Origin of the sequence: Microbacterium sp. NPDC057659 (genome assembly GCF_042799915.1) — a bacterium.
In the GTDB taxonomy this organism is placed as follows: Bacteria; Actinomycetota; Actinomycetes; order Actinomycetales; family Microbacteriaceae; genus Microbacterium.
Genome location: NZ_JBHVHU010000001.1, coordinates 127,175 through 150,442 on the forward strand (window position 1 = coordinate 127,175; position 23,268 = coordinate 150,442).

Consider the following 23,268-nt stretch of genomic DNA (forward strand, 5'->3'; position numbering starts at 1 on the left):
TCTCCACAGACGGTCGGGGGCCCGTTGCGGGAGCCCTAGGGTGGAGACATGCACCGTGGCTCCCGTCGTCCTGAAGGGCGCACGGGAGCGACGCGAACGGTGATCGCCGGCGCGCTGGCGTCCGGTCTGCTCGTGGTCATCATGCTGGTCGCCGGGCTGCAGGGGCTGCCGAGGTTCCGGGCCGTCGACTTCGGGACCGGCGACGCGGTCGAGCAGACGCCCGAGCCGGAGCCCACGGTCACGGACGGACCGATCAAGATGCCAGAGCGCGACGATCTGCTGGGGAGGATCATCGTCATCATCCTGACGGTCATCGTCTGTCTGGCGGTGCTCGCGCTCGTCGTGCTGGTGATCGTGATCGTCGTCCGGAGGCTTCGCGAGCTGTGGCGGGATCGGCCGCTGCGGCGCAGGGACGGTACCGAGATCGACGGCGTTCCGGCAGCCGGAGCCGAAGCACCCGTCGCCGCCGCTGCCGCGATCCGCCGCGGCATCGCCGCTGCGATCGACGTCATCGGCGAGTCCCGAGACCCGGGCGACGCGATCATCGCCGCCTGGGTGGGGCTCGAGCAGACGGCCGCAGACTCCGGCGTCGCGCGTGCGGCCAGCGAGACGCCGCGCGAGTACACCCTGCGCATCATCGCCCGGCGTGCGTCCACGGAGCGCGACGTCAGCGCACTCGTCGACCTCTACGAGCGGGTGCGATACGGCGGCCACGTCGCCGACGACGCGGATCGCCGGGCCGCCCGCGACCTGCTCGAGCGTCTCGACGAGGAGTGGCGATGAGGGGACGGATCATCCTCGGCACGATCGGCGTGCTCGTCGCCGCCAGCATCGTGCTGACGATCATGACCTGGCTCGGGAGCCCGGTGGAGTTCACGCTCGCCTGGCTGCTGATCGTCGGTGTCGTCGTGCTGGCCTTCCAGCAGCCGTTCGTCGACGATGGCGGGATGTGGCCGCCCGAGCAGCGGACGGTGCTTCAGCGCGGCTCGGACGTCTCACGGCTGGCGTGGTCGGTCAACCCGCGGACCGGAATCGTGGGTCATGTCCTCGTCGCACGGGTGCAGCAGGTGCTGCGCCGGCGCCTCGCGCGCCACGGTCTCGACCTCGACGACCAGGCCGACTTCGAACGGATCGACGCCCTCGTCGGTCGCGATGTCCGGGAGGTGTTCGGCCGCCGTGAGGTGCGCCGCAGGGACATCGAGCTGGTCCTCGACGCCGTCGACCGTATTCCCACGTCCAGCGCCGGCACGGCGAGTCAGGAGAGATAGATGGACACCGACGAGATCACCCGGATCGAGGACATCGGCCGCCGTGTGCTGGACAGCATCCGCGGCGCGGTGGTGGGTATGGACGGCCCGCTCACTGTCGCCCTCGCCGCGATCCTGGCGGGCGGGCACGTGCTCTTCGAAGACGTGCCCGGCCTCGGCAAGACACTCGCCGCGCGCAGCATCGCCACCGCCCTCGGCCTGGACTTCCGCCGCCTGCAGTGCACGCCGGACATGCTTCCCGGCGACGTCACGGGGTCTTACGTCTACGCGCCCGCGACGGGAGAGTTCCGATTCCGCCCCGGACCGATCTTCACCGGACTGCTGCTCGCAGACGAGATCAACCGCACGACGCCCAAGACCCAGTCCGCGATGCTCGAGGCCATGGCCGAGCGGCAGGTCACCGTCGAAGGCGACAGGTTCCCGCTGCCCGCGCCGTTCCACGTGATCGCCACTTCGAACCCGATCGAGTACGAGGGCACATACGCTCTGCCGGAGGCCCAGCTGGACCGCTTCATGGTCCGGCTGTCGGTGGGCTACCCGAGCGCGGAGGGTGAGACTCGGATCATCCTCGATCGCGTGCAGCGGCAGACGCCGGATGCGCCGGTCGAGACCGTGATCGACGCGGAGGGTCTGCTCGCCCTGCAGGCCGCCGTCGAGCGCATCCACGTCGATCCCGACGTCGCGCGGTACTGCGTCGACCTCGTGCGCGCCACCCGCGCAGCGACGAACGTCGCCGTCGGCGCCTCGCCGCGCGGCTCGCAGGCGCTGGTACTCGTCGGCCGCGCGCTCGCGGCTCTGGACGGGCGTTCGTACGTGCGTCCCGACGACATCAAGCGCATCGCCGAGCCGGTGCTGGCCCATCGCCTGACCCTGACACCGCAGGCATGGGCGCAGGGAGTTGATCCGGCCTCGATCGTGGCGGCGGTGGTCGCACAGACCCCCGTTCCGCCGACCATCGCCGGCACGCCGAGCGCGGCATCCGCCGGAACGCCGGCGCGATGATGCGCTCATGAGCGAGCAGGATGCCGGGATCGCGATGGGCACCGGCGATCGGGCCGGCACACACGTCGCACCGGCGTGGCATCGCACCCCTGTGGTCGCGGTGGCGCTCGCAGGGGCTGTGCTGCTGGCCGGGGCCGGGCTCGCCACCTCCCGCCCCGACCTGGTCGCCGTCGGGCTGCCGCTTGCACTGGCGTTCGTCTGGGCGCTGCTGCGTCGACCGTCGAAGGGAGAACTGACGGTCGGGCTCGAGGCTGCCGCGGGCGAGCGCGCCGGCGAGGTCACCGCGCGAGTCGACATCGCGGCGGACGCGGACTGGGTGCAGATCGCCGTGGATCAGGCCGGGCGCCGGACCGGGATGGCGGAGGTCGCCCCCACGGCCGGTGCGCTGCGGACGCGCAGCCGGCTGCGTCATTCGGGGCCGATCGAGCTGCTCGAAGTGACGGCGCGGGGTGTCGCGATGGACGGCGCCTGGGTGTCGGCACCGTCGCCGCACGTGCGGCTGACATGGAACGCCGCACCCGCTCTGCGCAGGCTCCGTGAGATCCCCGTGGCACCGCGACTGACGGGACTGCATGGCGGCCACGAGGGCGCCAAGCCAGGGCAGGGCGGCGACTTCCGCGACATCCATCCCTTCGCCCCGGGTGACGAGTTGCGGCGGGTGGACTGGCGCGCGACCGCGCGACTGGCGCGCACCCCTGGCGAGCTCTACGTCCGCCGGGTCAACGCGCTGAGCGACAGCTCGGTCGTGATCGCGGTCGACACCGCTGACGACCTCGGCGAGGTGGTCGCGACCTGGGGCACCGCCGGCATCGAGCACAGCGGCACGACCTCCTTGGATCTCGCCCGGGAGGCCGCCCTCTCGATCGCCACCGCGGCGATCGAGACCGGTGACCGGGTGGCGTTCCACGAGCTCGCGCCCGGCGGGCGCACGTTGCGCAGCGGTGCGGGTGCGCGGTACCTGGCCAGGCTGCGCGACGTGATCGCGGCCACCGGGGTCAGCGGTGACGGCTCCCGGTACCGCCGCACGCCGCCGGTGCCGCAGGGGTCGATCGTGTTCGTCCTCTCCACCTTCTTCGACGGCGCCGCAGCCGAGCTCGCGACGCGGTGGCGGGCGACCGGCCATGCGGTGGTCGCGATCGACGTGCTGCCGGAGCCCGATGACTCCCGGCTGAGCCGCGAGCAGCGGCTGGCCATCCGCACCCTGCTCGCCGAACAGAGCGACATCCTCAGCGAGCTGCGCCGCGCCGGCGTCGACGTGCTGAGCTGGCGCGGCGGCGATGCCGATGCCGTGCTGCGGATGCTGCAGCGCGGCCGCCGGCCGACCGGGACGGTGGTGCGACGATGAGCGGATTCTCGCTGCGCGGACGCCGGCCGCACATGTTCCAGGTGCCGGCATCCGTACCCGGGACGATCGTGCGCCTCGCCCTCGTGGCCGTGACGGTGGCGGCCGCGTTCACGGTGATCCCACTGCCGATGTGGCGGGGGATCGCGATCCTGGCGGCCGTCGCGAGTGTCTTGGTGCCGCGCACGATGGTGGGCTGGGTCGCCGCCGCCGGCGTCCCGATCGGTCTGTTCGTGACTGAGCCTTCTCCGACACGCACCGCGCTGGCGGTGCTGTTCGTGCACGCGATCCACGTGCTGGCCGGCATCGGCCTGACCATTTCGCTGCGCTCGCAGGTCGCGCTGCGGGCGCTGCTGCCCAGCGCGCGCAGGTTCGCGGTGATCCAGCTGATCGCGCAGCCGATCGCATTCGGCGGATCGGTGCTGGTCGCCGGCGCGGCGGGCACGGCGATCGCATGGCTGGCGCCGTTGGGCGCCGTGATGCTGCTCGCAGGTGTCATGTTCGCCCTGCGCGCGCTGCGCAGAGCGGATGCCGGCGGCGCCACCTGAGAGGGCGTCCGGGCCCGATGTCGGTGGCCCCTCCTAGACTTGTCTGGTGCCCATTGTTCCCGTCGCCAGCTCAGGAAAACTCAGTGTCCGTGGTGCCCGCGTGCACAATCTCAAGAACGTCGACATCGAGATCCCCCGCGACTCGCTGGTCGTCTTCACCGGACTCTCCGGTTCCGGCAAGTCCAGCCTCGCGTTCGACACGATCTTCGCCGAGGGGCAGCGTCGTTACGTCGAGTCGCTGAGCGCCTACGCGCGCCAGTTCCTCGGCCAGGTCGATCGCCCGGACGTCGACTTCATCGAGGGACTCAGCCCTGCGGTGTCGATCGACCAGAAGTCCACCAACCGCAACCCGCGCTCGACGGTCGGCACGATCACCGAGATCTACGACTACATGCGTCTGCTCTGGGCGCGCATCGGCGTGCCGCACTGTCCCGAGTGCGGTGAGCGCATCCAGCGGCAGACGGTGCAGCAGATCGCCGACCAGCTCATGGAGCTGCCGGAGCGCACCCGCTACCAGATCGTCGCCCCTGTGGTCTCGCAGAAGAAGGGCGAGTTCGTCGACCTGTTCCGCGAGCTGGGCGCGAAGGGCTATTCGCGTGCGATCGTGGACGGCGACCTCATCCAGCTGGCCGAACCGCCGAAGCTGAAGAAGAGCTACAAGCACGACATCGCCGTGGTCGTCGACCGCCTCGTGGCGGCCGGTGACATCCTCGGCCGTGTGACCGACTCGGTCGAGACCGCGCTCGGCCTCGCCGGTGGCGTCATGCAGGTCAACTTCGTCGACGAGGAGGGAGATGCCGCCTGGCAGTCCTTCTCCGAGAAGCTGGCCTGCCCGAACGGGCATCCGATCACCCTCACCGAGATCGAGCCGCGCACGTTCTCGTTCAACGCGCCGTTCGGCGCGTGCCCAGCCTGCTCGGGTCTCGGCACCCGGATGTCCGTCGACGTCGACCTCATGCTGGGGGACGAGGAGCTGTCGATCCGCGAGGGCGTCATCATCCCCTGGACCACGCAGGGCAAGGGCCTGTTCCAGTACTACGAGCGACTGCTCGAGGGTCTCTCGAACGATCTGGACTTCTCGCTCGACACCCCCTGGCATAAGCTGCACTCCGATGTGCGCGAGGCCGTGCTGCGCGGTGACAACTACAAGGTCACCGTCAAGTGGAAGAACCGGTACGGGCGCGAGATGCGCTACACGTCGGGCTTCGAGGGCGTGGTGCCCTACATCGAGCGGCAGTACATGCAGGCCGAGTCCGACAGTCAGCGCCAGCGCTGGGCGGAATACCTGCGCGAGGTGCCGTGCCCGGTCTGCAAGGGCGATCGTCTGCGCCCCGAGGTGCTCGCCGTGCTCGTGCACGGGCACTCGATCTCGGAGGTCTCTCACCTCAGCCTTGCTGACGCCCGCGACTTCATGGAGACCCTGGTGCTCTCCGACCGGGAGGCCAAGATCGCCGCGCAGGTGCTGCGCGAGATCCGGCTGCGGCTCGACTTCCTGCTGCAGGTCGGCCTGGCCTACCTCAACCTGAGCCGTTCTGCGGGTTCTCTGTCCGGCGGTGAGGCGCAGCGCATCCGCCTGGCGACGCAGATCGGCTCCGGGCTGACCGGAGTGCTGTACGTGCTGGACGAGCCGTCGATCGGTCTGCACCAGCGCGACAACCGGCGCCTGATCGAGACGCTCGAGACGCTGCGAGACCTGGGCAACACCCTGATCGTGGTCGAGCACGACGAGGAGACCATCCAGGCCGCCGACTGGGTCGTCGACATCGGCCCCGGTGCCGGCGTCGGCGGGGGAGAGGTCGTGCACTCGGGCCCTTACACCTCGCTGCTGGCCGACACGGACTCGATCACGGGCGACTACCTCGCCGGCCGCCGCGAGATCACGACGCCTGCCAAGCGCCGCCGCATCGATCGCAAGCGGATGCTCGGGGTCGTGGGCGCGCGCGAGAACAACCTGAAGAACGTGTCCGCGGACTTCCCGCTGGGCGTGCTCACCGCCGTCACCGGCGTGAGCGGCTCGGGCAAGTCCTCGCTGGTCAATGACATCCTGTATCAGGTGCTCGCCTCGAAGCTGAACGGTGCGCGCACCGTTCCGGGCAAGCACACCAGGGTCACCGGTCTCGACAACCTCGACAAGGTCGTGCATGTCGACCAGGCGCCGATCGGACGCACCCCGCGATCGAACCCCGCCACCTACACGGGTGTGTTCGACCGCATCCGCACCCTGTTCAGCGAGACGCCCGAGGCCAAGGTGCGCGGCTACCTCCCCGGGCGGTTCAGCTTCAACGTCAAGGGCGGCCGCTGCGACGCGTGCTCCGGAGACGGCACGATCAAGATCGAGATGAACTTCCTGCCCGACGTGTACGTCGACTGCGAGGTCTGCCACGGCAAGCGCTACAACCGCGACACGCTCTCGGTGCACTACAAGGGCAAGAACATCGCCGAGGTGCTCGAGATGCCGATCGAGGAGGCCGCGTCGTTCTTCGAGGCGATCCCGGCGATCCACCGCTACATGAAGACCCTGGTCGACGTGGGGCTCGGCTACGTGCGGCTCGGGCAGTCGGCGACCACACTCTCCGGCGGCGAGGCGCAGCGCGTCAAGCTCGCCACCGAGCTGCAGCGCCGCTCGAACGGCCGGTCGATCTACGTGCTCGACGAGCCGACCACCGGTCTGCACTTCGAAGACGTGCGCAAGCTGCTCGAGGTGCTGAACGGCCTGGTCGACAAGGGCAACACCGTCATCGTGATCGAGCACAACCTCGACGTGATCAAGTCCGCCGACTGGGTGATCGACCTCGGCCCCGAGGGCGGTTCCGGTGGCGGTGAGATCATCGCGACGGGCACACCAGAGCAGATCGCACGCGTCGAGGGCAGCCACACCGGCCAGTTCCTCGCCGAGGTCCTCGGTCTCGGGGGCGCCGCGCGCAAGGCCGGCTGATGGCGGACGTCCTTCCGTACAAGCCGCGCACGGGCGAGATCCCGACCGATCCCGGGGTGTACCGGTTCCGCGACGCGGACGGGCGGGTGCTCTACGTCGGCAAGGCGAAGAACCTGCGTCAGCGGCTGTCGAACTACTTCGCGCCGCTGCGCACGCTGCACGAGCGCACGCGGCGGATGGTCACGACGGCGGCATCCGTGGAATGGACCGTCGTCGCGACCGACGTCGACTCGCTCCAGCTGGAGTACATGTGGATCAAGGAGTTCGATCCGCCGTTCAACGTGCGCTACAAGGACGACAAGTCCTACCCGTTCATGGCGATCACGCTCGCCGACGAGGCGCCACGTGTGATCGTGACCCGCAACCGGCGCATCCCGGGGGCGAAGTACTTCGGTCCGTTCCCCAAGGTGTGGGCGGTGCACGACACGATCGAGCTGATGATCAGGGCGTTCCCGATCCGCACCTGCAGTGACGCGAGCTATCGCAAGGCGATGCAGACCGGCAGACCGTGCTTCCCCGGCCAGATCGGCCGGTGCGGCGGTCCGTGCTCGATGACGTGCACCATCGAGGAGCACCGCGCGATGGTCGACGACTTCATCGCGTTCATGGAGGGCGGTGACGAGCGCTTCACCCGCGAGCTCACGAAGCGGATGCGGGAGGCCTCTGCCGCGATGGACTACGAGGCCGCGGCGAAGTACCGCGACAAGCTCGCCTCGATCGACGCCGTGCTCGGCAAGAGCGCACTGGTGCTCGCGGCCGACGAGGACGCCGACCTGTTCGGCATCGCCGAGGACGAGCTCTCCGCGGCCGTGCAGCATTTCGTGATCCGTGGCGGCCGAGTGCGCGGTGTGCGCGCCACGGCGATCGACAAGGAGATCGACATCTCCGGCCCCGAGCTCGTCGATCAGGTGCTGCAGCGCGCCTACGGCGAGTCGACCGACATCCCGCGTCGCATCCTGGTGCCCTGGCTGCCCGAGGACGCCGTCGAGCTGGAGGAGTGGCTGCGAGAGAAGCGCGGGCGGAAGGTCGAGATCGCCGTCGCCCAGCGCGGGCAGCGCGCCGAGTTGATGCGCACGGCGACGCTGAACGCCACGCAGGCGCTGATCCGGCACAAGACCAAGCGCACCAGTGACTACGTCGCGCGCACGCAGGCCCTCACCGACCTGCAGGAAGCACTCGGCATGGACGAGGCGCCGCTGCGCATCGAGTGCTACGACATCTCGCATCTGAGCGGCACGAACGTGGTTGCCTCGATGGTGGTCTTCGAGGACGGTCTGCCCCGCAAAGACCAGTACCGGTCGTTCAACATCGCCGAGACGACGGATGACACGGACTCGATGTACCAGGTGCTGATGCGCCGGCTCGCGCACATCGACAGTGCCCCCGAGACGCTCCCGGATCCGACGGCCGAGGTCGTCGACCCTTCGTCGGGCTCAGGGGCCGGATCCAGGCGTCCCCGCTTCGCCTACCGTCCGCAGCTGCTGATCGTCGACGGCGGGCAGCCGCAGGTCGCGGCTGCGGAGAGGGCGCTTCGGGACAGCGGTGCGACCGGGATCGCGCTGTGCGGCATCGCGAAGCGACTCGAGGAGATCTGGCTGCCCGGCGACGACTTCCCGGTCATCCTGCCGCGCACCAGCGAGGCGCTGTATCTCGTGCAGCGGCTCCGTGACGAGGCACACCGGTTCGCGATCACTCATCAGCGCCGCAGGCGCCGTCGCGACATCACGACGGTGCTGTCCGAGGTGCCGGGGCTGGGTGATGCCAGGATCAAGGCACTGCTGAAGCACTTCGGCTCGGTCGCGAAGCTGCGTGCCGCCGACGCCGAGCAGATCCAGGAGGTCTCGGGCATCGGTCCCGCGCTCGCGCGCAGCATCCAGGCGCGGCTCTCGAAGGGAGCCGTGGAAAACGCCTAAGCTGGATCCCGAAGGAAGGGACGGCATGACTGCGGGGGAGACTGCGGAAGAGGCCACTGTCGAGGAGCAGGGCGAGTTCCTGATCGTCACCGGCATGTCTGGAGCCGGCCGCACAACGGCGGCCAATGCACTCGAGGACCTCGGCTGGTACGTGGTCGACAACCTTCCGCCGCAGATCCTGCGTCCGCTGCTCGACCTCACGGGCATGGGCGGTGCGAACCTGCCGAAGGTCGCCGCCGTCGTCGACGTGCGAGGTCGCAGCCTCTTCGACGACTTCCCCGGTGTCGCTCGGGCGCTGCGCTCGCGCGGCTCGGGTGTGAAGGTGCTCTTCCTCGACGCCTCCGACGACGTGCTGGTCCGCCGGTTCGAATCGGTGCGCCGGCCGCACCCGCTGCAGGGCGACGGGACGCTGCTGGACGGCATCCGTACGGAACGCTCGCGTCTGGCGATGGTCCGCGAGGCTGCCGACCTGGTGATCGACACCTCGAGCCTGAACATCCATCAGCTCGCGACGCAGGTGACCGAGATGTTCTCCGAGGAGGGGGCGGCGCGCCATCGCCTGACGCTGCTGAGCTTCGGGTTCAAGTACGGTCTGCCCACCGACGTCGATCTCGTGGCCGACATGCGATTCCTGCCTAACCCGTTCTGGAACGACGACCTGCGCGGTCTCACCGGGCAGGACGAGCCGGTGCGCGAGTACGTGCTCTCGCGGGACGGCGCACAGGAGTTCCTCGAGGCCTACGCGGCTGCGCTCGTGCCGGTGCTCGAGGGGTATCAGCGCGAGAACAAGAGTCATTCCACGGTCGCGATCGGATGCACCGGCGGCAAGCACCGCTCGGTGGCGATGGCCGAGGAGCTCGGCCGCCGACTCGGTCAGATCCCGGGCGTCGCGATCAACATCCGACACCGCGATCTCGGTCGGGAGTAGGGTGGGCGGATCGTCGGCAGGGTCCGGTTCCTAGTAAGCTGGTCCCTTGCGCCGCGATCCGGCGCGCGGAGCAAGAGGAGTCCCGTGGCACTAACCACCGACGTCAAGGCGGAACTGGTCAGCATTCGGAACGCACCCCCTTCGGTGCGCGTCGCGGAGGTGACCACCATCCTCCGGTTCGCCGGCGGACTGCACTCCATCGCGGGTCGCGTCGCCGTCGAGGCCGAGGTGGATGCTGAGACGCTGGCGCGCCGCGTCGCCCGCGACCTCGCCGAGATCTACGGCGTCCGTCCCGAGATCGCTCAGGTCAAGTCCAGCACCGCCCAGACCGGTGGCGCCGCCGAGAGCCCGCGCTGGGCCGTTCGCGTGATCGCCGCCGGTGAGACGCTCGCAAGGCAGACCGGTCTGCTCGACCCGCGTCGCCGCCCGGTGCGCGGCCTGCCGAACCGCCTCACCACCGGCTCCCGCGAGGAGCTCGCCGGCATCTGGCGTGGTGCTTTCCTCGCCGCCGGCTCGCTCAGCGAGCCCGGTCGTTCGGCCATGCTGGAGATCGCCTGCCCGTCCTCCGAGGCAGCGATGGCGCTGGTCGGCGCCGCGCACCGCCTCGGCATCGCCTCCAAGGCCCGCGAGGTGCGCGGCATGCCGCGCGTCGTCGTGCGTGAGGGCGAGTCGATCCGCGGCATCCTCGCGGTGATGGGTGCGCAGCGCACCGCCGCCGCCTGGGAGGAGATGCGTCAGCGCCGCGAGGTGCGCGCCGGCGTGAACCGCCTGGTGAACTTCGACGACGCCAACCTGCGGCGATCCGCGCAGGCCGCCGTCGCCGCCTGCGCCCGAGTGGAGCGTGCACTGGAGATCCTCGGTGACGAGGTTCCCGACCACCTGCGCCTCGCCGGGCGTTTGCGTCTGGAGCACCGTGAGGCCAGCCTCGACGAACTCGGCCACCACGCCGAGCCGCCGCTCACCAAGGACGCCGTCGCCGGCCGCATCCGCCGCCTGCTGGCGATGGCGGACAAGCGTGCGCAGCAGGAGGGCATCCCGGGCACCGAGGCGGCCGTTCCGGCCGGTCTCGACGGCTGACACCGACAGTTTTATCCGCATCGTGGGCGCTTCCGGAATGGAGGCGCCCACGTGCGTGTTTCCGGGGGTCATCTGCGGAAGCATCCGGTCCATGGCGGCGTTGTCGTCAGTAGGATGAGACTCGTCCGCTCTGCCCCGCACACGGCGGCGCAGGGGAACGACAAGCGCCGCGGCGCGGCGCGGATTGGATGAAATCGACATGGCGACTTACACGCTCCCCGACCTTCCGTACGACTACGCGGCACTCGAGCCGCACATCAGCGCCAAGATCATGGAGCTGCACCACGACAAGCACCACGCGGCGTACGTCGCCGGCGCGAACGCTGCGCTGGAGCAGCTGGCCGAGGCCCGGGAGACCGGCAACTTCGCGAACGTCAACCGTCTCGAGAAGGACCTCGCGTTCCACCTCGGCGGGCACGTCAACCACTCGATCTTCTGGACGAACCTGTCGCCGAACGGCGGGGGCCAGCCGGAGGGCGAGCTGAAGGCCGCCATCGAGGAGTTCTTCGGCTCCTTCGAGAAGTTCCAGGCGCACTTCACCGCCGCGGCCATGGGCATCCAGGGCTCGGGGTGGGCCGTGCTGAGCTGGGATCCGATCGGCAAGCGCCTGATCATCCAGCAGCTCTTCGACCAGCAGGGCAACACCGCCCAGGGCACGATCCCGCTGTTCCAGCTGGACATGTGGGAGCACGCCTTCTACCTGGACTACCTGAACGTCAAGGCCGACTACGTGAAGGCGGCCTGGAACATCGCCAACTGGGAGAACGTGTCCCAGCGGTTCGTAACGGCGCGCGAGAACACCTCGGGTCTGCTGGTACTGTCGTAAAAGATGGGCGTCCTGATGGGCGTTCAAGCCCATCAGGACGCCGTTGTCCGTGCAATCCGCAAGAATCACGCAATTCCTCGAGTAAGAACCAGGAGACTTTCGTGTCTGTCAAGATCGGTATCAACGGCTTCGGTCGTATCGGGCGTAATTTCCTCCGCGCAGCGCTCGCGCAGAACGCTGACCTGGAGATCGTCGCTGTCAACGACCTCACTGACAACAAGGCCCTCGCGCACCTGCTGAAGTACGACTCGGTCGGCGGACGCCTCGGTGTGGACGTCTCCTACGAGGGTGACGTGATCACCGTCGGCGGCAAGGACATCAAGGTCTTCGAGGAGCGCGACCCCGCGAACCTCCCCTGGGGCGAGCTGGGCGTCGACATCGTCATCGAGTCGACCGGCCGCTTCACCAAGGCCGAGGACGCTGCCAAGCACATCGCCGGCGGCGCAAAGAAGGTCATCATCTCCGCTCCCGCCACCGGCGCGGACGGCACGTTCGTCATCGGCGTGAACGAGGAGACCTACGACCCGGCGAGCCACAACATCATCTCGAACGCGTCCTGCACCACGAACTGCCTCGCGCCGCTCGCCAAGGTGTTCAACGACAAGTTCGGCATCCAGCGCGGCTTCATGATGACCGCGCACGCTTACACCGCAGACCAGAACCTGCAGGACGGCCCGCACGGCGACCTGCACCGCGCTCGCGCCGCGGCGATCAACATCGTCCCGGCCTCGACCGGCGCCGCCAAGGCGATCGGCCTCGTGCTGCCCGAGCTGAACGGCAAGCTCAGCGGCTCGTCGTACCGCGTCCCGGTGCCCACCGGCTCGATCGTCGACCTCACCCTGGTGACCGATCGCGACGACCTGACGATCGACGAGATCAACGCCGCGTACCGTGAGGCGGCGGCCGAGGGACGCCTGCAGGGCATCCTGAAGTACAACGAGGACCCGATCGTGTCGAGCGACATCCAGCTCGACTCGCACTCGTCGGTCTTCGACGCCGGCCTGACCAACGTCGACGGCAACCTCGTCAAGGTCTCGAGCTGGTACGACAACGAGTGGGGCTACTCCAACCGTCTCGTCGACCTGACCGAGTACGTGGCCGAGCGTCTCTAAACTCTCTTCCATGACACTGCGCACCCTCGACTCCCTCGCGGATTCCGTAGGTTCGCTGGAAGGCAAGCGCGTCATCGTCCGTTGTGACCTCAACGTCCCCCTGCGGGACGGGGTCATCACGGACGATGGCCGCGTTCGGGCCTCCCTGCCGACCCTCAACGCCCTGATCAGCGCCGGCGCCCGCGTCGTCGTCTGCTCCCACCTGGGCCGCCCCGACGGCGCGCCCGACCCGCAGTACAGCCTCGCGCCGGTGGCGCAGCGTCTGTCCGAGCTGCTCGGCAAGCCGGTCGCGTTCGCGTCGGACACCGTGGACGAGTCGGCCCAGCAGGCGGTCGCCTCGCTTCAGGACGGCGATGTCGTCGTGCTGGAGAACCTGCGGTTCAACCCGGGTGAGACCTCGAAGGACGACGCCGAGCGCGCCGCCTTCGCCGCTCGTCTGGCCGCACTCGGCGACGCCATGGTGTCCGACGGCTTCGGCGTCGTGCACCGCAAGCAGGCGAGCGTGTACGAACTCGCCCAGCAGCTGCCCTCCGCGGCAGGACTGCTGATCGCGACCGAGCTCGACGTGCTGGACCGCCTCACCGAGAATCCCGAGCGCCCGTACACGGTCGTCCTCGGCGGCTCGAAGGTGAGCGACAAGCTGGGCGTCATCTCGCACCTGCTGCCGCGCGTCGACCGTCTGCTCGTCGGTGGCGGCATGCTGTTCACCTTCCTCGCGGCCGAGGGACACGCCGTGGCTTCGAGCCTGCTCGAGAAGGACCAGCTCGACACCGTCCGCGGCTACATCGCCGAGGCGAAGGAGCGCGGGGTCGAGCTCGTGCTGCCGACCGACGTCGTCGTGGCATCCGGCTTCGCGGCCGATGCGGCGCACGAGGTGGTCTCGGCAGACGCGATCGAGCAGAGCTCGTTCGGCGCATCCGGCATCGGTCTCGACATCGGGCCGGACACCGCTGCGGCCTTCGCCGCGGCGATCCGCGATTCGAAGACGGTGTTCTGGAACGGCCCGATGGGCGTGTTCGAGTTCCCGGCCTTCGCGGCCGGAACCAAGGCCGTCGCGCAGGCACTCACCGAGATCGACGGTCTCGGTGTGGTGGGCGGTGGCGATTCGGCAGCCGCCGTGCGGCAGCTCGGTTTCGCGGACGACCAGTTCGGACACATCTCGACGGGCGGAGGCGCCAGCCTCGAGTTCCTCGAAGGCAAGAAGCTCCCCGGCTTGGAGGTACTCGGATGGGCGTGAGCAAGAGGACCCCGCTGATCGCGGGCAACTGGAAGATGAACCTGGACCACCTGCAGGCGGTCGCCACGGTGCAGAAGCTGCATTGGACGCTGAAGGACGCCGGACACGAGAACGGTTCGGTCGAGGTGGCGGTCTTCCCGCCGTTCACCGACATCCGCAGCGTGCAGACCCTGATCGATGCCGACAAGATCGCCTTCGGTCTCGGTGCGCAGGACGTCTCGGCGCACGACTCCGGCGCGTACACCGGAGAGGTGTCCGGCGCGTTCCTGTCGAAGCTCGGTGTGGGCTACGTGATCATCGGACATTCCGAGCGTCGCGAGTACCACGCGGAGTCGGACGAGATCGTGAACGCCAAGGTGCTCGCCGCGCTGAAGCACGGTCTGGTGCCGGTCATCTGCGTGGGCGAGACGGCCGAGGACCTGGAGACGCACGGCGCAAGCGCCGTGCCCGCCGGGCAGCTCGAGGCGGCGCTGGCCGGCGTGCCGGCATCCGCCGACATCGTCGTGGCGTACGAGCCGGTCTGGGCGATCGGCTCCGGCCAGGCGGCGACGCCGGCACAGGCGCAGGAGGTCTGCCAGGCGCTCCGCCAGGTGATCGCGCGTGTTCTCGACGAGGATGCCGCGGCACGCACTCGCGTGCTGTACGGCGGCAGCGTGAAGTCCGGCAACATCGCGAGTTTCATGCGCGAGCCCGATGTCGACGGTGCCCTGGTGGGCGGCGCGAGCCTCGTCGTCGACGAGTTCGCGGCGATCATCCGGTTCGAGAAGCACGTCGGCGTCTGAGCGGCGCAACGGGGCCCGGAACCGGCGACCCCGTATAATCGACAGTCATGCGGGCCGTTCGGCCCCGGTGAAAGGCTTCTACCCGTGCAGGTTCTCGAGTTCGTGCTGCAGGTGCTGCTGGGCATCAGCAGCGTTCTGCTGACTCTTCTCATCCTTCTCCACAAAGGCCGCGGTGGCGGCCTGTCCGACATGTTCGGCGGCGGCATGACCGCGGCCGTCGGCTCGTCGGGCCTCGCGGAGCGCAACCTCAACCGGTTCACGATCGTGCTGGCCCTGGTGTGGTTCGTCTCGATCGTGGGGCTCGGCCTCATCACGAAGGTCGGGGTGGTCTGATGGCCACCGGCGGCAACGCGATCCGCGGCACCCGCGTCGGCTCCGGCCCCATGGGGGAGCAGGACCACGGCTACCACGCAGACCGCATCGCGGTCTCGTACTGGGACGGCCTCGGCAACGAGACTGTGCGGTACTTCGCGGCGGGTCTGCCCGAGGAGGAGATCCCGGACATCATCGATCACCCGCACACCGGGCTTCCGGCCGGGCGCGACAAGCAGAACCCGCCGGAGCTCGCCAAGGCCGAGCCGTACAAGACGCACCTCGCCTACGTGAAGGAGCGCCGTACAGACGAAGAGGCCGAGCAGCTTCTCGACGACGCGCTGACCCAGCTGCGCGAGCGCCGCGGCCAGTGAGACGGACGAACTGACGGCACGCGACCCCCGGGACCTCGAGTCCCGGGGGTCGCGTCGTCTCACGTGCAGGTGCTGCCCAGACCGAGCAGGATGACGTTCAGCGTGAACGACCGTGGCGTCGCGTACCAGGAGCTGCCCGGGTAGCCGGTCTGGATGCTGATCGCGTAGGTGCCGCCGAGCAGGTCGGTGAGGTTCAGCAGGCTGAGCAGCTTGGCGGTGTCGTACGTCGCGGTGTACGTGTACACGCCGCCGGTCTGGCTCGCGAGTTGGATCTGGCCGGTGTCGCGGGCGGTGGTCCCGTTCTTGGTGATGTCGACCCGCTGGAACGCGAGCGGGAGTGTCGACGACCAGGTGAGCTTGAAGTTCTGCAGCCCGACGATGATGACGCTGGTGGGCACGCAGGTCGCGCTCGTCGGCGTCGTCGGTGCGGAGACGGTCGTGGCCGTCGCTGTACTCGCCTGAGCCTGGGTCCACGCTGCCTCGACCGGCGCGGCGAAGGGCAGCGCGCCCAACAGGCAGAGTGCGCCCAGTGCAGCGAGTGCTCCGCGTCGTCTCATTGCGCCTCCCTCCGCCGACGTGCGACCAGCGCGACGCCGAGGCCGATGAGCACCGCGGCGGGGGCGAGCAGGAATGCGAAGGACGTCCCGCCTGTGGCGGGCAGCCCTGCGGATCCCCCCAGGGTCTCCTCGGTCGCGGTCTGCGCCGCAGTGGCCCGGACGGTCAGGGTGGCGGTGGCCGACGGCGCATCGTGGACTGTGGCTGTGAGGAAGACGCGCAGATGCACGGTGTCCGGCGTGGGGGAGTGCAGGAGTCGTTGCCTCGCGCCGCCCAGAGCGAGCGCCGCGGAGGCGGCCAGCACGCGCGTCGTCCCCGCGCAACCGGACGCGGTCCAGGGTACGTCGCAGCTGCGCACCTCAGCGTTGAGCTGCAGGTGCGGGTCTCCCTGGCCACTGAGGTCGACGGTCAGAGCGCCGTCGTCGGGAGCGGCCTGGGCGTCGACGTCGAGATCCCAGATCAGAGGGTCGGTGGCATCCAGCAGATGCGTGCTTCCTGGAGACAGACTCGAGCGGATGCTGACGATCCCTGTGGCGGATGCCGGCGGTACAGGTGCGAACGCCGTCCCAGCGGCGGCGAGGATGGCCACGGCGGTGAGCAGTCCCGCCGCACGCCGCCCTCGGCGGGTGGTCGGCTCCTCGGAGTCGGTCGGCGCGGTCTCAGCTGTGGCCGCGCCACGCGGGCGGCGCGGCCAGAACGCCCAGGTGACCAGCGCCGCGGCGGCCACGGTGATCGTGCCGAGCACCCATGGACTGCCGAACCAGACGATGACATGGGCGAGATGAGGCAGGGAACCGCGCACGATCCGGGCATCCGTGATCGTGTACGGGGCGGGATCGTCGGTCTCGTTCGCGTCACCGCGCAGCGTGACGACGCGCTGCGCGTGCGACGGCCCGGGGGAGACGCTCGTGATGCGATGGGTCACCGGCAGGGCGCCCGCGCGGTCGACGGTGACGACGTCGCCGATCCGCAGGTCGGATGCCGGCGCCTTCTGCACCAGCGCCACCGACCCGGCCGGGATCGTCGGGGACATCGACCCTGTCTTGAACATGATGAGCGAGTAGCCGCCGGTGAACGCGAGCAGGGTCAGCACGATGCAGACGATGCCGCCGAGGGCGGCGAGAGTCAGCAGGATCTCACGGATCCAGCGCCCCGTGCGGGCGAGGCCTCGTGCAGCGGTGCCCACGGCTCAGCCCGTCGTTCCGGTGAACGTCCACATCGGGTTGACGGCGCCACCCTGCGCGGTCGCGGGGGCGGTGCTCGGCAGCGTCAGGATCACGCAGTACGTCACGGTGTTCGCGCCACCTCCCGTCAGTGCGGCCGGGGGCAGCTGCGCCGCCGTCGGCACGGTGAGCAGCGGCAGGGCCGTGCCCCCGGTCGTCGCCGGCGTGCAGTCCGTCGTCTGCGCGACCGGGACGATTCGCGCTGTCAGAGCATCGCGCAGGGCCTGATCCGCTGTCGCCGTCGCCGGCGGCGCGAGCGTGATCCCCGAGAGCGTCACCGTACCGCCGAGCGTGCCCGACGTCTTGATCTGGATCCAGCCCGCTTTGCTCACGCCGGGGTAGAGCCCTGTCGCGTCCAGCCCGAGCCGGGCGGCGTTGCCGCTGCCGTGCGACGCGAACGCATCGTCCCTTGTCTGCGAGACGAGTGAGAACGTCCCTGCCTGCACCGTGGATGCGGCGTTCTCCTCATCCGTCCACGCCGCCAGCGTCGCGGTCATGCCGATTCCGAGCACGAGTCCGCCGGCGAGGATCGCACGGATCCGCATCAGCCGCATGCGTCGTCGATCGTGCGCCCCGCGTCGGGCCCGTGCCTCTACTGCGACACGGCGTTCCATTGCCACACGACGTCGCCCGTCGCACCCTGCGTCAGGGCTCCTGCCGTGACCTGCAGGCAGAGGTTGACCGTGTCACCGGGCTGCATCGTCGTGGGTACCGCCGTGCCGGCCGCGAACGCCGCAGCGTCGCATCCGAACGTCGTGGTCGCCACGGAGGCGAAGGTGAGTGCACCGTCGAGGGCGGCGGGGACCACCGGTGCCGTCGCGGAGATGTCCGCCGCCGAGGAACCGGTCAGCTTGAGCGCGAAGGGTGCGTACACGACATCGTCCGGGCTGAGATTGTCGAAGCCCGTCGAGAAGGTCAGCGCCGCAGCACCGGCCTCCGAGGCATGGTCGGCGAAGTCGGTGCCGTTCGTCGAGCCCTGGAACACGAATGAGCCGGCGGTGAACGTCGACTTGGCGAACTCGGAGTCGTTCCAGGCGGCGAGCGTGACGGCGGCGCCGACTCCCAGCACCAGCCCTCCCGCGAGTACTGCCGTGATCTTCCTGCGCCGGTCCGTCGACAACGCACCGGATGTCAGATTCTTCATCATCCACCCCTCTCGGTGATCCGCGACCTCCCTCGCGGGCCCGGACGACGACGTCCGAACAGCTGAAGCCTAGTGGCGCAACGGCCGAATGCCAATGGTTTGGTATCCCATCCTGAGCCCCTCAGCGGCAGGTCTTGGCGGCCTCCTGCATGCTCTTCGGCGGCATGCCGTAGTTGTCCGCGCCGGCCGGGTACGGGTCGTAGCCCCAGCTCATCGCCCAGGCGGTCGCCCACAGCTCGTTCGCATGCTCGTTCTCCCAGTCGAACTTCTCATAGCACTTCGCCGAGATCGAGTGGCCGACCTCGTGTGCGACGAGTGCGCGGGTCCACTCCGCAGGCCAGTAGCGTGCGATGGAGTTCGTGAGCGTGATGTGGGAGGTGCCGCCGTCGTTCGCGTCCCAGGTCGCGGTTCCCGCGCCGGACTGGCCGGCGCCCTGCCCGAGCAGCCGATCGGTCCAGACGAACTCGAGCAGTACGCCACCCGAGATCGACCGCGCGTAGGCCTCGATCTTGCGGCGTGTCCCGTACAGCGGGCCGGCCTTGGCGGCCAGCTCGGACTTCGCGGATGCCCGGACCGCGACGACCGCTCTGTCGAGGCGTAGCAGGCTGGCGGTGGCGTTCTCGTCGAGGCGTTTGTCGGAGGACTCGACCTCATCGTCGGCCTTGCGCATCTCGACGATGGGGGCGAAACGGGAGTCGACCGACGCCTTCTCGATCGTGGGCACCGCGGCATGCGCGGCGTCGAGGATGCTCCCGCCGAGGGCGTCGATCCCGCCGATGGCGTCGTTCAGCGACTGCGCGGCATCGACCTGGTCGGCGGTGCGGTCTTCGAGGGCCGTCGTGCGGTCGCGCAGATCGGATGCCTGCACGAACAGCTCCCAGGGCACCGGCGGCTTCTTCGCGGGCTCACCCGGGAGGGCGAGCCCCACGTGCTCGGCATCCGCGCGATCCTTCGCGAGTCCCTCGGCCGCCGCAGCCAGCGCGGCCCTGTTCTCGGGACCGAGGAGTTCGGGAGTGCTGACGCCGTCCAGTGCCTGTGCGGCCGCGGTGCGCGTGTCGGCACCGTGCAGGGCGGCGATCAGGGTCGCCGTCGGCGGGGCGGCGGCGACGCGTGCGTGAAGGAATGCCTCGTCCGCGTCGTCGTAGGCGAGATTCGCCCACAGCTGAACCCCTGCGATGACCAGGCCGATGAGGACCACGGCGCCGGAGATCCACAGCCAGGTGCGCCGTCGCACCGGAGCGGCGGGCTCCGCCGCGGGAGGCGGCGGCGACTCCAGCGGCCCCGGTTCCGCGGCATCCGGCGCGAACTCGTCCATGGCGAGATCATCCCACGCACAGAAGCGAAAGGCCCCCACGGGCGTGGGGGCCTTTCGCACTTGGAGGGGATGACGGGAATCGAACCCGCGTAATCAGTTTGGAAGACTGAGGCTCTACCATTGAGCTACATCCCCGGACCGGCTTCACAAGCATAGCGGACGGATCGAGTGCTCCTGTCCGTTAGACTCGTGAAGGCCGTTCCCGCGTGTGCGGGTGTTACCGGGGCGTAGCTCAGCTTGGTAGAGCGCCCGCTTTGGGAGCGGGAGGTCGCAGGTTCAAATCCTGTCGCCCCGACCACGGCCCCCGATACCTCACGGCCGCGCCCTGGGCGCGGAAATCACAAGGAGAACGAACCAGCATGGCCAACAGCACCGTCGAGAAGCTGTCCCCGACCCGGGTCAAGCTCACGATCACGGTCACCCCCGAGGACCTCAAGCCCAGCATCGAGCACGCCTACGAGCACATCGCTCAGGACGTTCAGATCCCCGGCTTCCGCAAGGGCAAGGTCCCCGCGCCGATCATCGACCAGCGCATCGGCCGCGGCGCGGTCATCGAGCACGCCGTGAACGAGGCACTCGACCGCTTCTTCCGCGAGGCCGCGGCCGAGCACGAGGTCCGTGTCGTGGGTCGCCCGTCGGCCGACATCACCCAGTGGCCGAACGAGAAGGACTTCTCCGGCGACCTGCTGGTCGACGTCGAGGTCGACGTGCGCCCCGAGATCGAGCTGCCCGACCTGTCCGGCATCACCGTGACCGTCGACGCCGTCGAGACCGATGACGCCGCCGTCGACGCCGAGCTCGACCGCCTGCGCAGCCGCTTCGGCACGCTGATCCCCGTCGACCGTCCGGCCGCGAACGGCGACTTCGTCGACCTCGACCTGGTCGCGACGATCGACGGCACCGAGATCGACCGCGCCGACGGCGTCTCCTACGAGATCGGCTCCGGCGAGCTGCTCGAGGGCATCGACGAGGCCATCGACTCGCTGACCGCCGGTGAGGACACCACGTTCCGCTCGAAGCTGGTCGGCGGCGACCGCGCCGGTGAGGAGGCCGAGGTCTCCGTCAGCGTCAAGGCTGTCAAGGAGCGCGAGCTGCCCGAGGCCGACGACGACTTCGCCCAGATGGCGAGCGAGTTCGACACCATCGCCGAGCTGCGCGACAGCCTCGTCGAGCGCGTCTCCGAGCAGGGTCTGTTCACGCAGGGCTCCGCCGCTCGCGACCAGCTCATCGAGACCCTGCTCGAGCAGATCGAGATCCCGGTCCCGGCTCAGCTCATCGAGGACGAGGTGCACAACCACCTCGAGTCCGAGGGCCGCCTCGAGGACGACGAGCACCGCGCCGAGGTCGCCGAGGCCAGCGAGAAGCAGTTCCGTACGCAGGTGCTGCTGGACACCATCGCCGAGGGCTCGAACGTGCAGGTCTCCCAGGAGGAGCTCAGCCAGTACCTCATCCAGTCCGCCGCGCAGTACGGCATGGCTCCGCAGGAGTTCGTCGAGGCGCTGCAGGCCGGCAACCAGCTCCCCGCCCTGGTCGGCGAGGTCGCCCGCAACAAGGCCCTGGCCATCGCGCTGGGCAAGGTCTCGGTCGTGGACAGCAACGGCAAGGCCGTTGACCTGACCCCGGTCATCGGGGACGACTCCGACGAGGAGGCGGCTGACGAGGCCCCCGCCGAGGAGAAGCCGGCCAAGAAGGCCCCGGCCAAGAAGGCTCCGGCCAAGAAGGCCGCGGAGAAGTCGGACGACGCAGAGGCGCCCGCCAAGAAGGCGCCCGCGAAGAAGGCGCCCGCGAAGAAGGCCGACGAGGCCGAGGCCGCCGAGAAGCCCGCCCCGAAGACCCGCGCCGCCAAGAAGGCCGCGGAGAAGAAGGACGAGGCCGAGAAGGCCGAGTGATCTCACACGGATCGTGACGAGAGGCGGATGCTGCGGCATCCGCCTCTCGCGTATCCGGCGCGTTGATATGCCGACGGCGAACAGCGCCTTCGCGCAACGTTGACGCCGGTAGATTCGAATCACCGAAACACGGAAACAGGAGCTGAAATGGCTGAACCCCTGGTCGCGACGAGTGTCTTCGACAGGCTGCTGAAGGACCGCATCATCTGGCTGGGCTCGGAGGTGCGCGACGAGAACGCGAATGAGATCTGCGCGAAGATCCTCCTTCTCGCCGCCGAGGACCCCGAGAAGGACATCTACCTCTACATCAACTCGCCCGGCGGCTCGATCACCGCGGGCATGGCGATCTACGACACCATGCAGTTCGTGCCGAACGACATCGTCACCGTCGGCATCGGCATGGCCGCGTCGATGGGCCAGCTGCTGCTCACCAGCGGCACCAAGGGCAAGCGCTACATCACGCCGAACGCCCGCGTGCTGCTGCACCAGCCGCACGGCGGCTTCGGCGGCACAGCGAGCGACATCCAGACGCAGGCGCAGCTGATCCTGTCGATGAAGCAGCGTCTCGCGGAGATCACCGCCGGCCAGACCGGCAAGTCCGTCGAGCAGATCAACGAGGACGGCGACCGCGATCGCTGGTTCACCGCCGATGAGGCGCTCGAATACGGCTTCGTGGACCACATCCGTGAGCACGCCAGTGACGTGCACGGCGGTGGCGGCACCGGCGCAGACAGCGCGGACAAGTAAGGCAGGACGACACACATGTACACACCCACGTTCCGCTCCGCGGGCAACCTGCCGTCCAGCCGCTACGTGCTCCCGCAGTTCGAGGAGCGCACCGCCTACGGCTTCAAGCGCCAGGACCCGTACAACAAGCTGTTCGAAGATCGCGTGATCTTCCTCGGCGTGCAGGTCGACGACGCCTCGGCCGACGACGTGATGGCGCAGCTGCTCGTCCTGGAGAGCCAGGACTCCGAGCGCGACATCACCATGTACATCAACTCGCCCGGTGGATCGTTCACCGCGATGACGGCGATCTACGACACCATGCAGTACGTGGCGCCGCAGATCCAGACCGTGGTCCTGGGGCAGGCGGCGTCGGCGGCATCCGTGCTGCTGGCAGCGGGCGCCCCCGGCAAGCGCCTCGCGCTGCCCAACGCCCGCGTGCTCATGCACCAGCCGGCGATGGGCGAGGCCGGTCAGGGGCAGGCCTCCGACATCGAGATCCAGGCCGCCGAGATCCTGCGCATGCGCACTTGGCTCGAGGAGACCATGGCCAAGCACACCGGCCAGGAGGTCGCGAAGGTCAACCGCGACATCGACCGCGACAACATCCTCTCGGCCGAGCAGGCCAAGGAGTACGGCATCGTCGATCAGGTGCTCACCAGCCGCAAGCGCGCCTGAGGCATCCGTTCGCAAGGGCGGTTCGGGGTTTCCCGGGCCGCCCTTCGTCGTACCGGGCGCGGATGGATTTCGCAGCCGCGCT

23 protein-coding genes and 2 tRNA genes are annotated in these 23,268 nt (G+C 69.2%); 19 read left to right on the forward strand and 6 right to left on the reverse strand.

Annotation, left to right across the window (positions count from 1 at the left end; genetic code table 11):
• The first annotated feature begins 48 nt into the window (after nt 1-48).
• The 15 genes from ACFVAE_RS00640 (at nt 49) to ACFVAE_RS00710 (ending at nt 15,656) form a co-directional block, all read left to right on the forward strand.
• Complete coding sequence (locus ACFVAE_RS00640; RefSeq protein WP_378886989.1) at nt 49-783, forward strand: DUF4129 domain-containing protein; 735 nt, start codon at nt 49-51, stop codon at nt 781-783.
• Complete coding sequence (locus tag ACFVAE_RS00645; RefSeq protein ID WP_378886990.1) at nt 780-1,268, forward strand: hypothetical protein; 489 nt, start codon at nt 780-782, stop codon at nt 1,266-1,268. Before ACFVAE_RS00640 ends, ACFVAE_RS00645 begins: the two co-directional genes overlap by 4 nt.
• A complete protein-coding gene (locus ACFVAE_RS00650) occupies nt 1,269-2,270 on the forward strand; it encodes an AAA family ATPase (protein WP_378886991.1) in 1,002 nt (333 codons plus the stop codon).
• A gap of 7 nt (nt 2,271-2,277) precedes the next feature.
• On the forward strand, nt 2,278-3,615 hold the full coding sequence (locus ACFVAE_RS00655) for a DUF58 domain-containing protein (protein WP_378886992.1): 1,338 nt from the start codon (nt 2,278-2,280) through the stop codon (nt 3,613-3,615).
• On the forward strand, nt 3,612-4,160 hold the full coding sequence (locus ACFVAE_RS00660) for a hypothetical protein (protein ID WP_378886993.1): 549 nt from the start codon (nt 3,612-3,614) through the stop codon (nt 4,158-4,160). The genes ACFVAE_RS00655 and ACFVAE_RS00660 overlap by 4 nt, the downstream gene beginning before the upstream one ends.
• Before the next feature lie 46 nt (nt 4,161-4,206).
• Nucleotides 4,207-7,095 carry an excinuclease ABC subunit UvrA gene (uvrA, locus tag ACFVAE_RS00665; RefSeq protein WP_378886994.1) on the forward strand — a complete coding sequence of 963 codons (2,889 nt, stop codon included), beginning with the start codon at nt 4,207-4,209 and terminating at the stop codon, nt 7,093-7,095.
• The gene (uvrC, locus tag ACFVAE_RS00670) at nt 7,095-9,008 is read left to right on the forward strand and encodes an excinuclease ABC subunit UvrC (RefSeq protein ID WP_378886995.1); all 1,914 of its coding nucleotides are present in this window, start codon (nt 7,095-7,097) and stop codon (nt 9,006-9,008) included. The genes uvrA and uvrC overlap by 1 nt, the downstream gene beginning before the upstream one ends.
• Nucleotides 9,009-9,033: 25 nt before the next feature.
• Nucleotides 9,034-9,936, forward strand: a complete 903-nt coding sequence (gene rapZ / locus ACFVAE_RS00675; protein WP_378886996.1) for an RNase adapter RapZ — start codon at nt 9,034-9,036, stop codon at nt 9,934-9,936.
• Between the two features lie 84 nt (nt 9,937-10,020).
• The gene (whiA, locus tag ACFVAE_RS00680; protein ID WP_378886997.1) at nt 10,021-11,013 is read left to right on the forward strand and encodes a DNA-binding protein WhiA; all 993 of its coding nucleotides are present in this window, start codon (nt 10,021-10,023) and stop codon (nt 11,011-11,013) included.
• Nucleotides 11,014-11,212: 199 nt separating this feature from the next.
• Nucleotides 11,213-11,839, forward strand: coding sequence for a superoxide dismutase (locus ACFVAE_RS00685; RefSeq protein WP_378886998.1), 627 nt, complete (start codon nt 11,213-11,215; stop codon nt 11,837-11,839).
• Nucleotides 11,840-11,940: 101 nt separating this feature from the next.
• Nucleotides 11,941-12,951, forward strand: coding sequence for a type I glyceraldehyde-3-phosphate dehydrogenase (gene gap / locus ACFVAE_RS00690; RefSeq protein ID WP_378886999.1), 1,011 nt, complete (start codon nt 11,941-11,943; stop codon nt 12,949-12,951).
• Nucleotides 12,952-12,961: 10 nt separating this feature from the next.
• The gene (locus ACFVAE_RS00695; RefSeq protein WP_378887000.1) at nt 12,962-14,188 is read left to right on the forward strand and encodes a phosphoglycerate kinase; all 1,227 of its coding nucleotides are present in this window, start codon (nt 12,962-12,964) and stop codon (nt 14,186-14,188) included.
• Nucleotides 14,179-14,970 carry a triose-phosphate isomerase gene (gene tpiA / locus ACFVAE_RS00700; protein ID WP_378887001.1) on the forward strand — a complete coding sequence of 264 codons (792 nt, stop codon included), beginning with the start codon at nt 14,179-14,181 and terminating at the stop codon, nt 14,968-14,970. Before ACFVAE_RS00695 ends, tpiA begins: the two co-directional genes overlap by 10 nt.
• A gap of 84 nt (nt 14,971-15,054) precedes the next feature.
• Nucleotides 15,055-15,303, forward strand: coding sequence for a preprotein translocase subunit SecG (gene secG, locus ACFVAE_RS00705; RefSeq protein ID WP_378887002.1), 249 nt, complete (start codon nt 15,055-15,057; stop codon nt 15,301-15,303).
• Complete coding sequence (locus ACFVAE_RS00710) at nt 15,303-15,656, forward strand: RNA polymerase-binding protein RbpA (protein WP_116242969.1); 354 nt, start codon at nt 15,303-15,305, stop codon at nt 15,654-15,656. The genes secG and ACFVAE_RS00710 overlap by 1 nt, the downstream gene beginning before the upstream one ends.
• Nucleotides 15,657-15,715: 59 nt before the next feature.
• Here ACFVAE_RS00710 and ACFVAE_RS00715 read toward each other — a convergent pair whose 3' ends face one another.
• The 6 genes from ACFVAE_RS00715 to ACFVAE_RS00740 all read right to left on the reverse strand — a co-directional run bounded on the left by ACFVAE_RS00715 (nt 15,716) and on the right by ACFVAE_RS00740 (nt 20,028).
• Nucleotides 15,716-16,213, reverse strand: coding sequence for a hypothetical protein (locus ACFVAE_RS00715; RefSeq protein WP_378887003.1), 498 nt, complete (start codon nt 16,211-16,213; stop codon nt 15,716-15,718).
• On the reverse strand, nt 16,210-17,397 hold the full coding sequence (locus ACFVAE_RS00720; RefSeq protein WP_378887004.1) for a signal peptidase I: 1,188 nt from the start codon (nt 17,395-17,397) through the stop codon (nt 16,210-16,212). The genes ACFVAE_RS00715 and ACFVAE_RS00720 overlap by 4 nt, the downstream gene beginning before the upstream one ends.
• A 3-nt stretch (nt 17,398-17,400) precedes the next feature.
• Entirely contained in the window at nt 17,401-17,988 is a 588-nt protein-coding gene (locus tag ACFVAE_RS00725) for a SipW-dependent-type signal peptide-containing protein (RefSeq protein ID WP_378887005.1), read from the reverse strand.
• Between the two features lie 38 nt (nt 17,989-18,026).
• Nucleotides 18,027-18,578 carry a SipW-dependent-type signal peptide-containing protein gene (locus tag ACFVAE_RS00730; RefSeq protein ID WP_378887006.1) on the reverse strand — a complete coding sequence of 184 codons (552 nt, stop codon included), beginning with the start codon at nt 18,576-18,578 and terminating at the stop codon, nt 18,027-18,029.
• 121 nt (nt 18,579-18,699) lie between these two features.
• Nucleotides 18,700-19,893 (reverse strand): hypothetical protein, encoded by a 1,194-nt coding sequence (locus tag ACFVAE_RS00735; RefSeq protein ID WP_378887007.1) that lies wholly within the window; start codon nt 19,891-19,893, stop codon nt 18,700-18,702.
• 61 nt (nt 19,894-19,954) lie between these two features.
• Nucleotides 19,955-20,028: transfer RNA gene (locus ACFVAE_RS00740), tRNA-Gly, on the reverse strand.
• A gap of 86 nt (nt 20,029-20,114) precedes the next feature.
• Between ACFVAE_RS00740 and ACFVAE_RS00745 the strand changes: the two genes are divergently transcribed.
• From ACFVAE_RS00745 to ACFVAE_RS00760, 4 genes are all read left to right on the forward strand, one after another.
• Nucleotides 20,115-20,191 (forward strand) — tRNA-Pro (locus tag ACFVAE_RS00745).
• A 61-nt stretch (nt 20,192-20,252) separates the two neighbouring features.
• A complete protein-coding gene (tig, locus tag ACFVAE_RS00750) occupies nt 20,253-21,782 on the forward strand; it encodes a trigger factor (protein ID WP_378887008.1) in 1,530 nt (509 codons plus the stop codon).
• Nucleotides 21,783-21,881: 99 nt separating this feature from the next.
• Entirely contained in the window at nt 21,882-22,529 is a 648-nt protein-coding gene (locus ACFVAE_RS00755; protein WP_378887009.1) for an ATP-dependent Clp protease proteolytic subunit, read from the forward strand.
• Nucleotides 22,530-22,544: 15 nt separating this feature from the next.
• A complete protein-coding gene (locus ACFVAE_RS00760; protein ID WP_378887010.1) occupies nt 22,545-23,186 on the forward strand; it encodes an ATP-dependent Clp protease proteolytic subunit in 642 nt (213 codons plus the stop codon).
• Nucleotides 23,187-23,268: the final 82 nt, after the last annotated feature.

Coding starts and splice junctions, on each gene's coding strand:
- ACFVAE_RS00640 (WP_378886989.1), top strand. CDS start 49: ATGCACCGTGGCTCCCGTCGTCCTGAAGGGCGCACGGGAGCGACGCGA.
- ACFVAE_RS00645 (WP_378886990.1), top strand. CDS start 780: ATGAGGGGACGGATCATCCTCGGCACGATCGGCGTGCTCGTCGCCGCC.
- ACFVAE_RS00650 (WP_378886991.1), top strand. CDS start 1,269: ATGGACACCGACGAGATCACCCGGATCGAGGACATCGGCCGCCGTGTG.
- ACFVAE_RS00655 (WP_378886992.1), top strand. CDS start 2,278: ATGAGCGAGCAGGATGCCGGGATCGCGATGGGCACCGGCGATCGGGCC.
- ACFVAE_RS00660 (WP_378886993.1), top strand. CDS start 3,612: ATGAGCGGATTCTCGCTGCGCGGACGCCGGCCGCACATGTTCCAGGTG.
- uvrC (WP_378886995.1), top strand. CDS start 7,095: ATGGCGGACGTCCTTCCGTACAAGCCGCGCACGGGCGAGATCCCGACC.
- rapZ (WP_378886996.1), top strand. CDS start 9,034: ATGACTGCGGGGGAGACTGCGGAAGAGGCCACTGTCGAGGAGCAGGGC.
- ACFVAE_RS00685 (WP_378886998.1), top strand. CDS start 11,213: ATGGCGACTTACACGCTCCCCGACCTTCCGTACGACTACGCGGCACTC.
- ACFVAE_RS00695 (WP_378887000.1), top strand. CDS start 12,962: ATGACACTGCGCACCCTCGACTCCCTCGCGGATTCCGTAGGTTCGCTG.
- tpiA (WP_378887001.1), top strand. CDS start 14,179: ATGGGCGTGAGCAAGAGGACCCCGCTGATCGCGGGCAACTGGAAGATG.
- ACFVAE_RS00710 (WP_116242969.1), top strand. CDS start 15,303: ATGGCCACCGGCGGCAACGCGATCCGCGGCACCCGCGTCGGCTCCGGC.
- ACFVAE_RS00715 (WP_378887003.1), bottom strand. CDS start 16,213: ATGAGACGACGCGGAGCACTCGCTGCACTGGGCGCACTCTGCCTGTTG.
- ACFVAE_RS00725 (WP_378887005.1), bottom strand. CDS start 17,988: ATGCGGCTGATGCGGATCCGTGCGATCCTCGCCGGCGGACTCGTGCTC.
- ACFVAE_RS00730 (WP_378887006.1), bottom strand. CDS start 18,578: ATGAAGAATCTGACATCCGGTGCGTTGTCGACGGACCGGCGCAGGAAG.
- ACFVAE_RS00735 (WP_378887007.1), bottom strand. CDS start 19,893: ATGGACGAGTTCGCGCCGGATGCCGCGGAACCGGGGCCGCTGGAGTCG.
- tig (WP_378887008.1), top strand. CDS start 20,253: ATGGCCAACAGCACCGTCGAGAAGCTGTCCCCGACCCGGGTCAAGCTC.
- ACFVAE_RS00760 (WP_378887010.1), top strand. CDS start 22,545: ATGTACACACCCACGTTCCGCTCCGCGGGCAACCTGCCGTCCAGCCGC.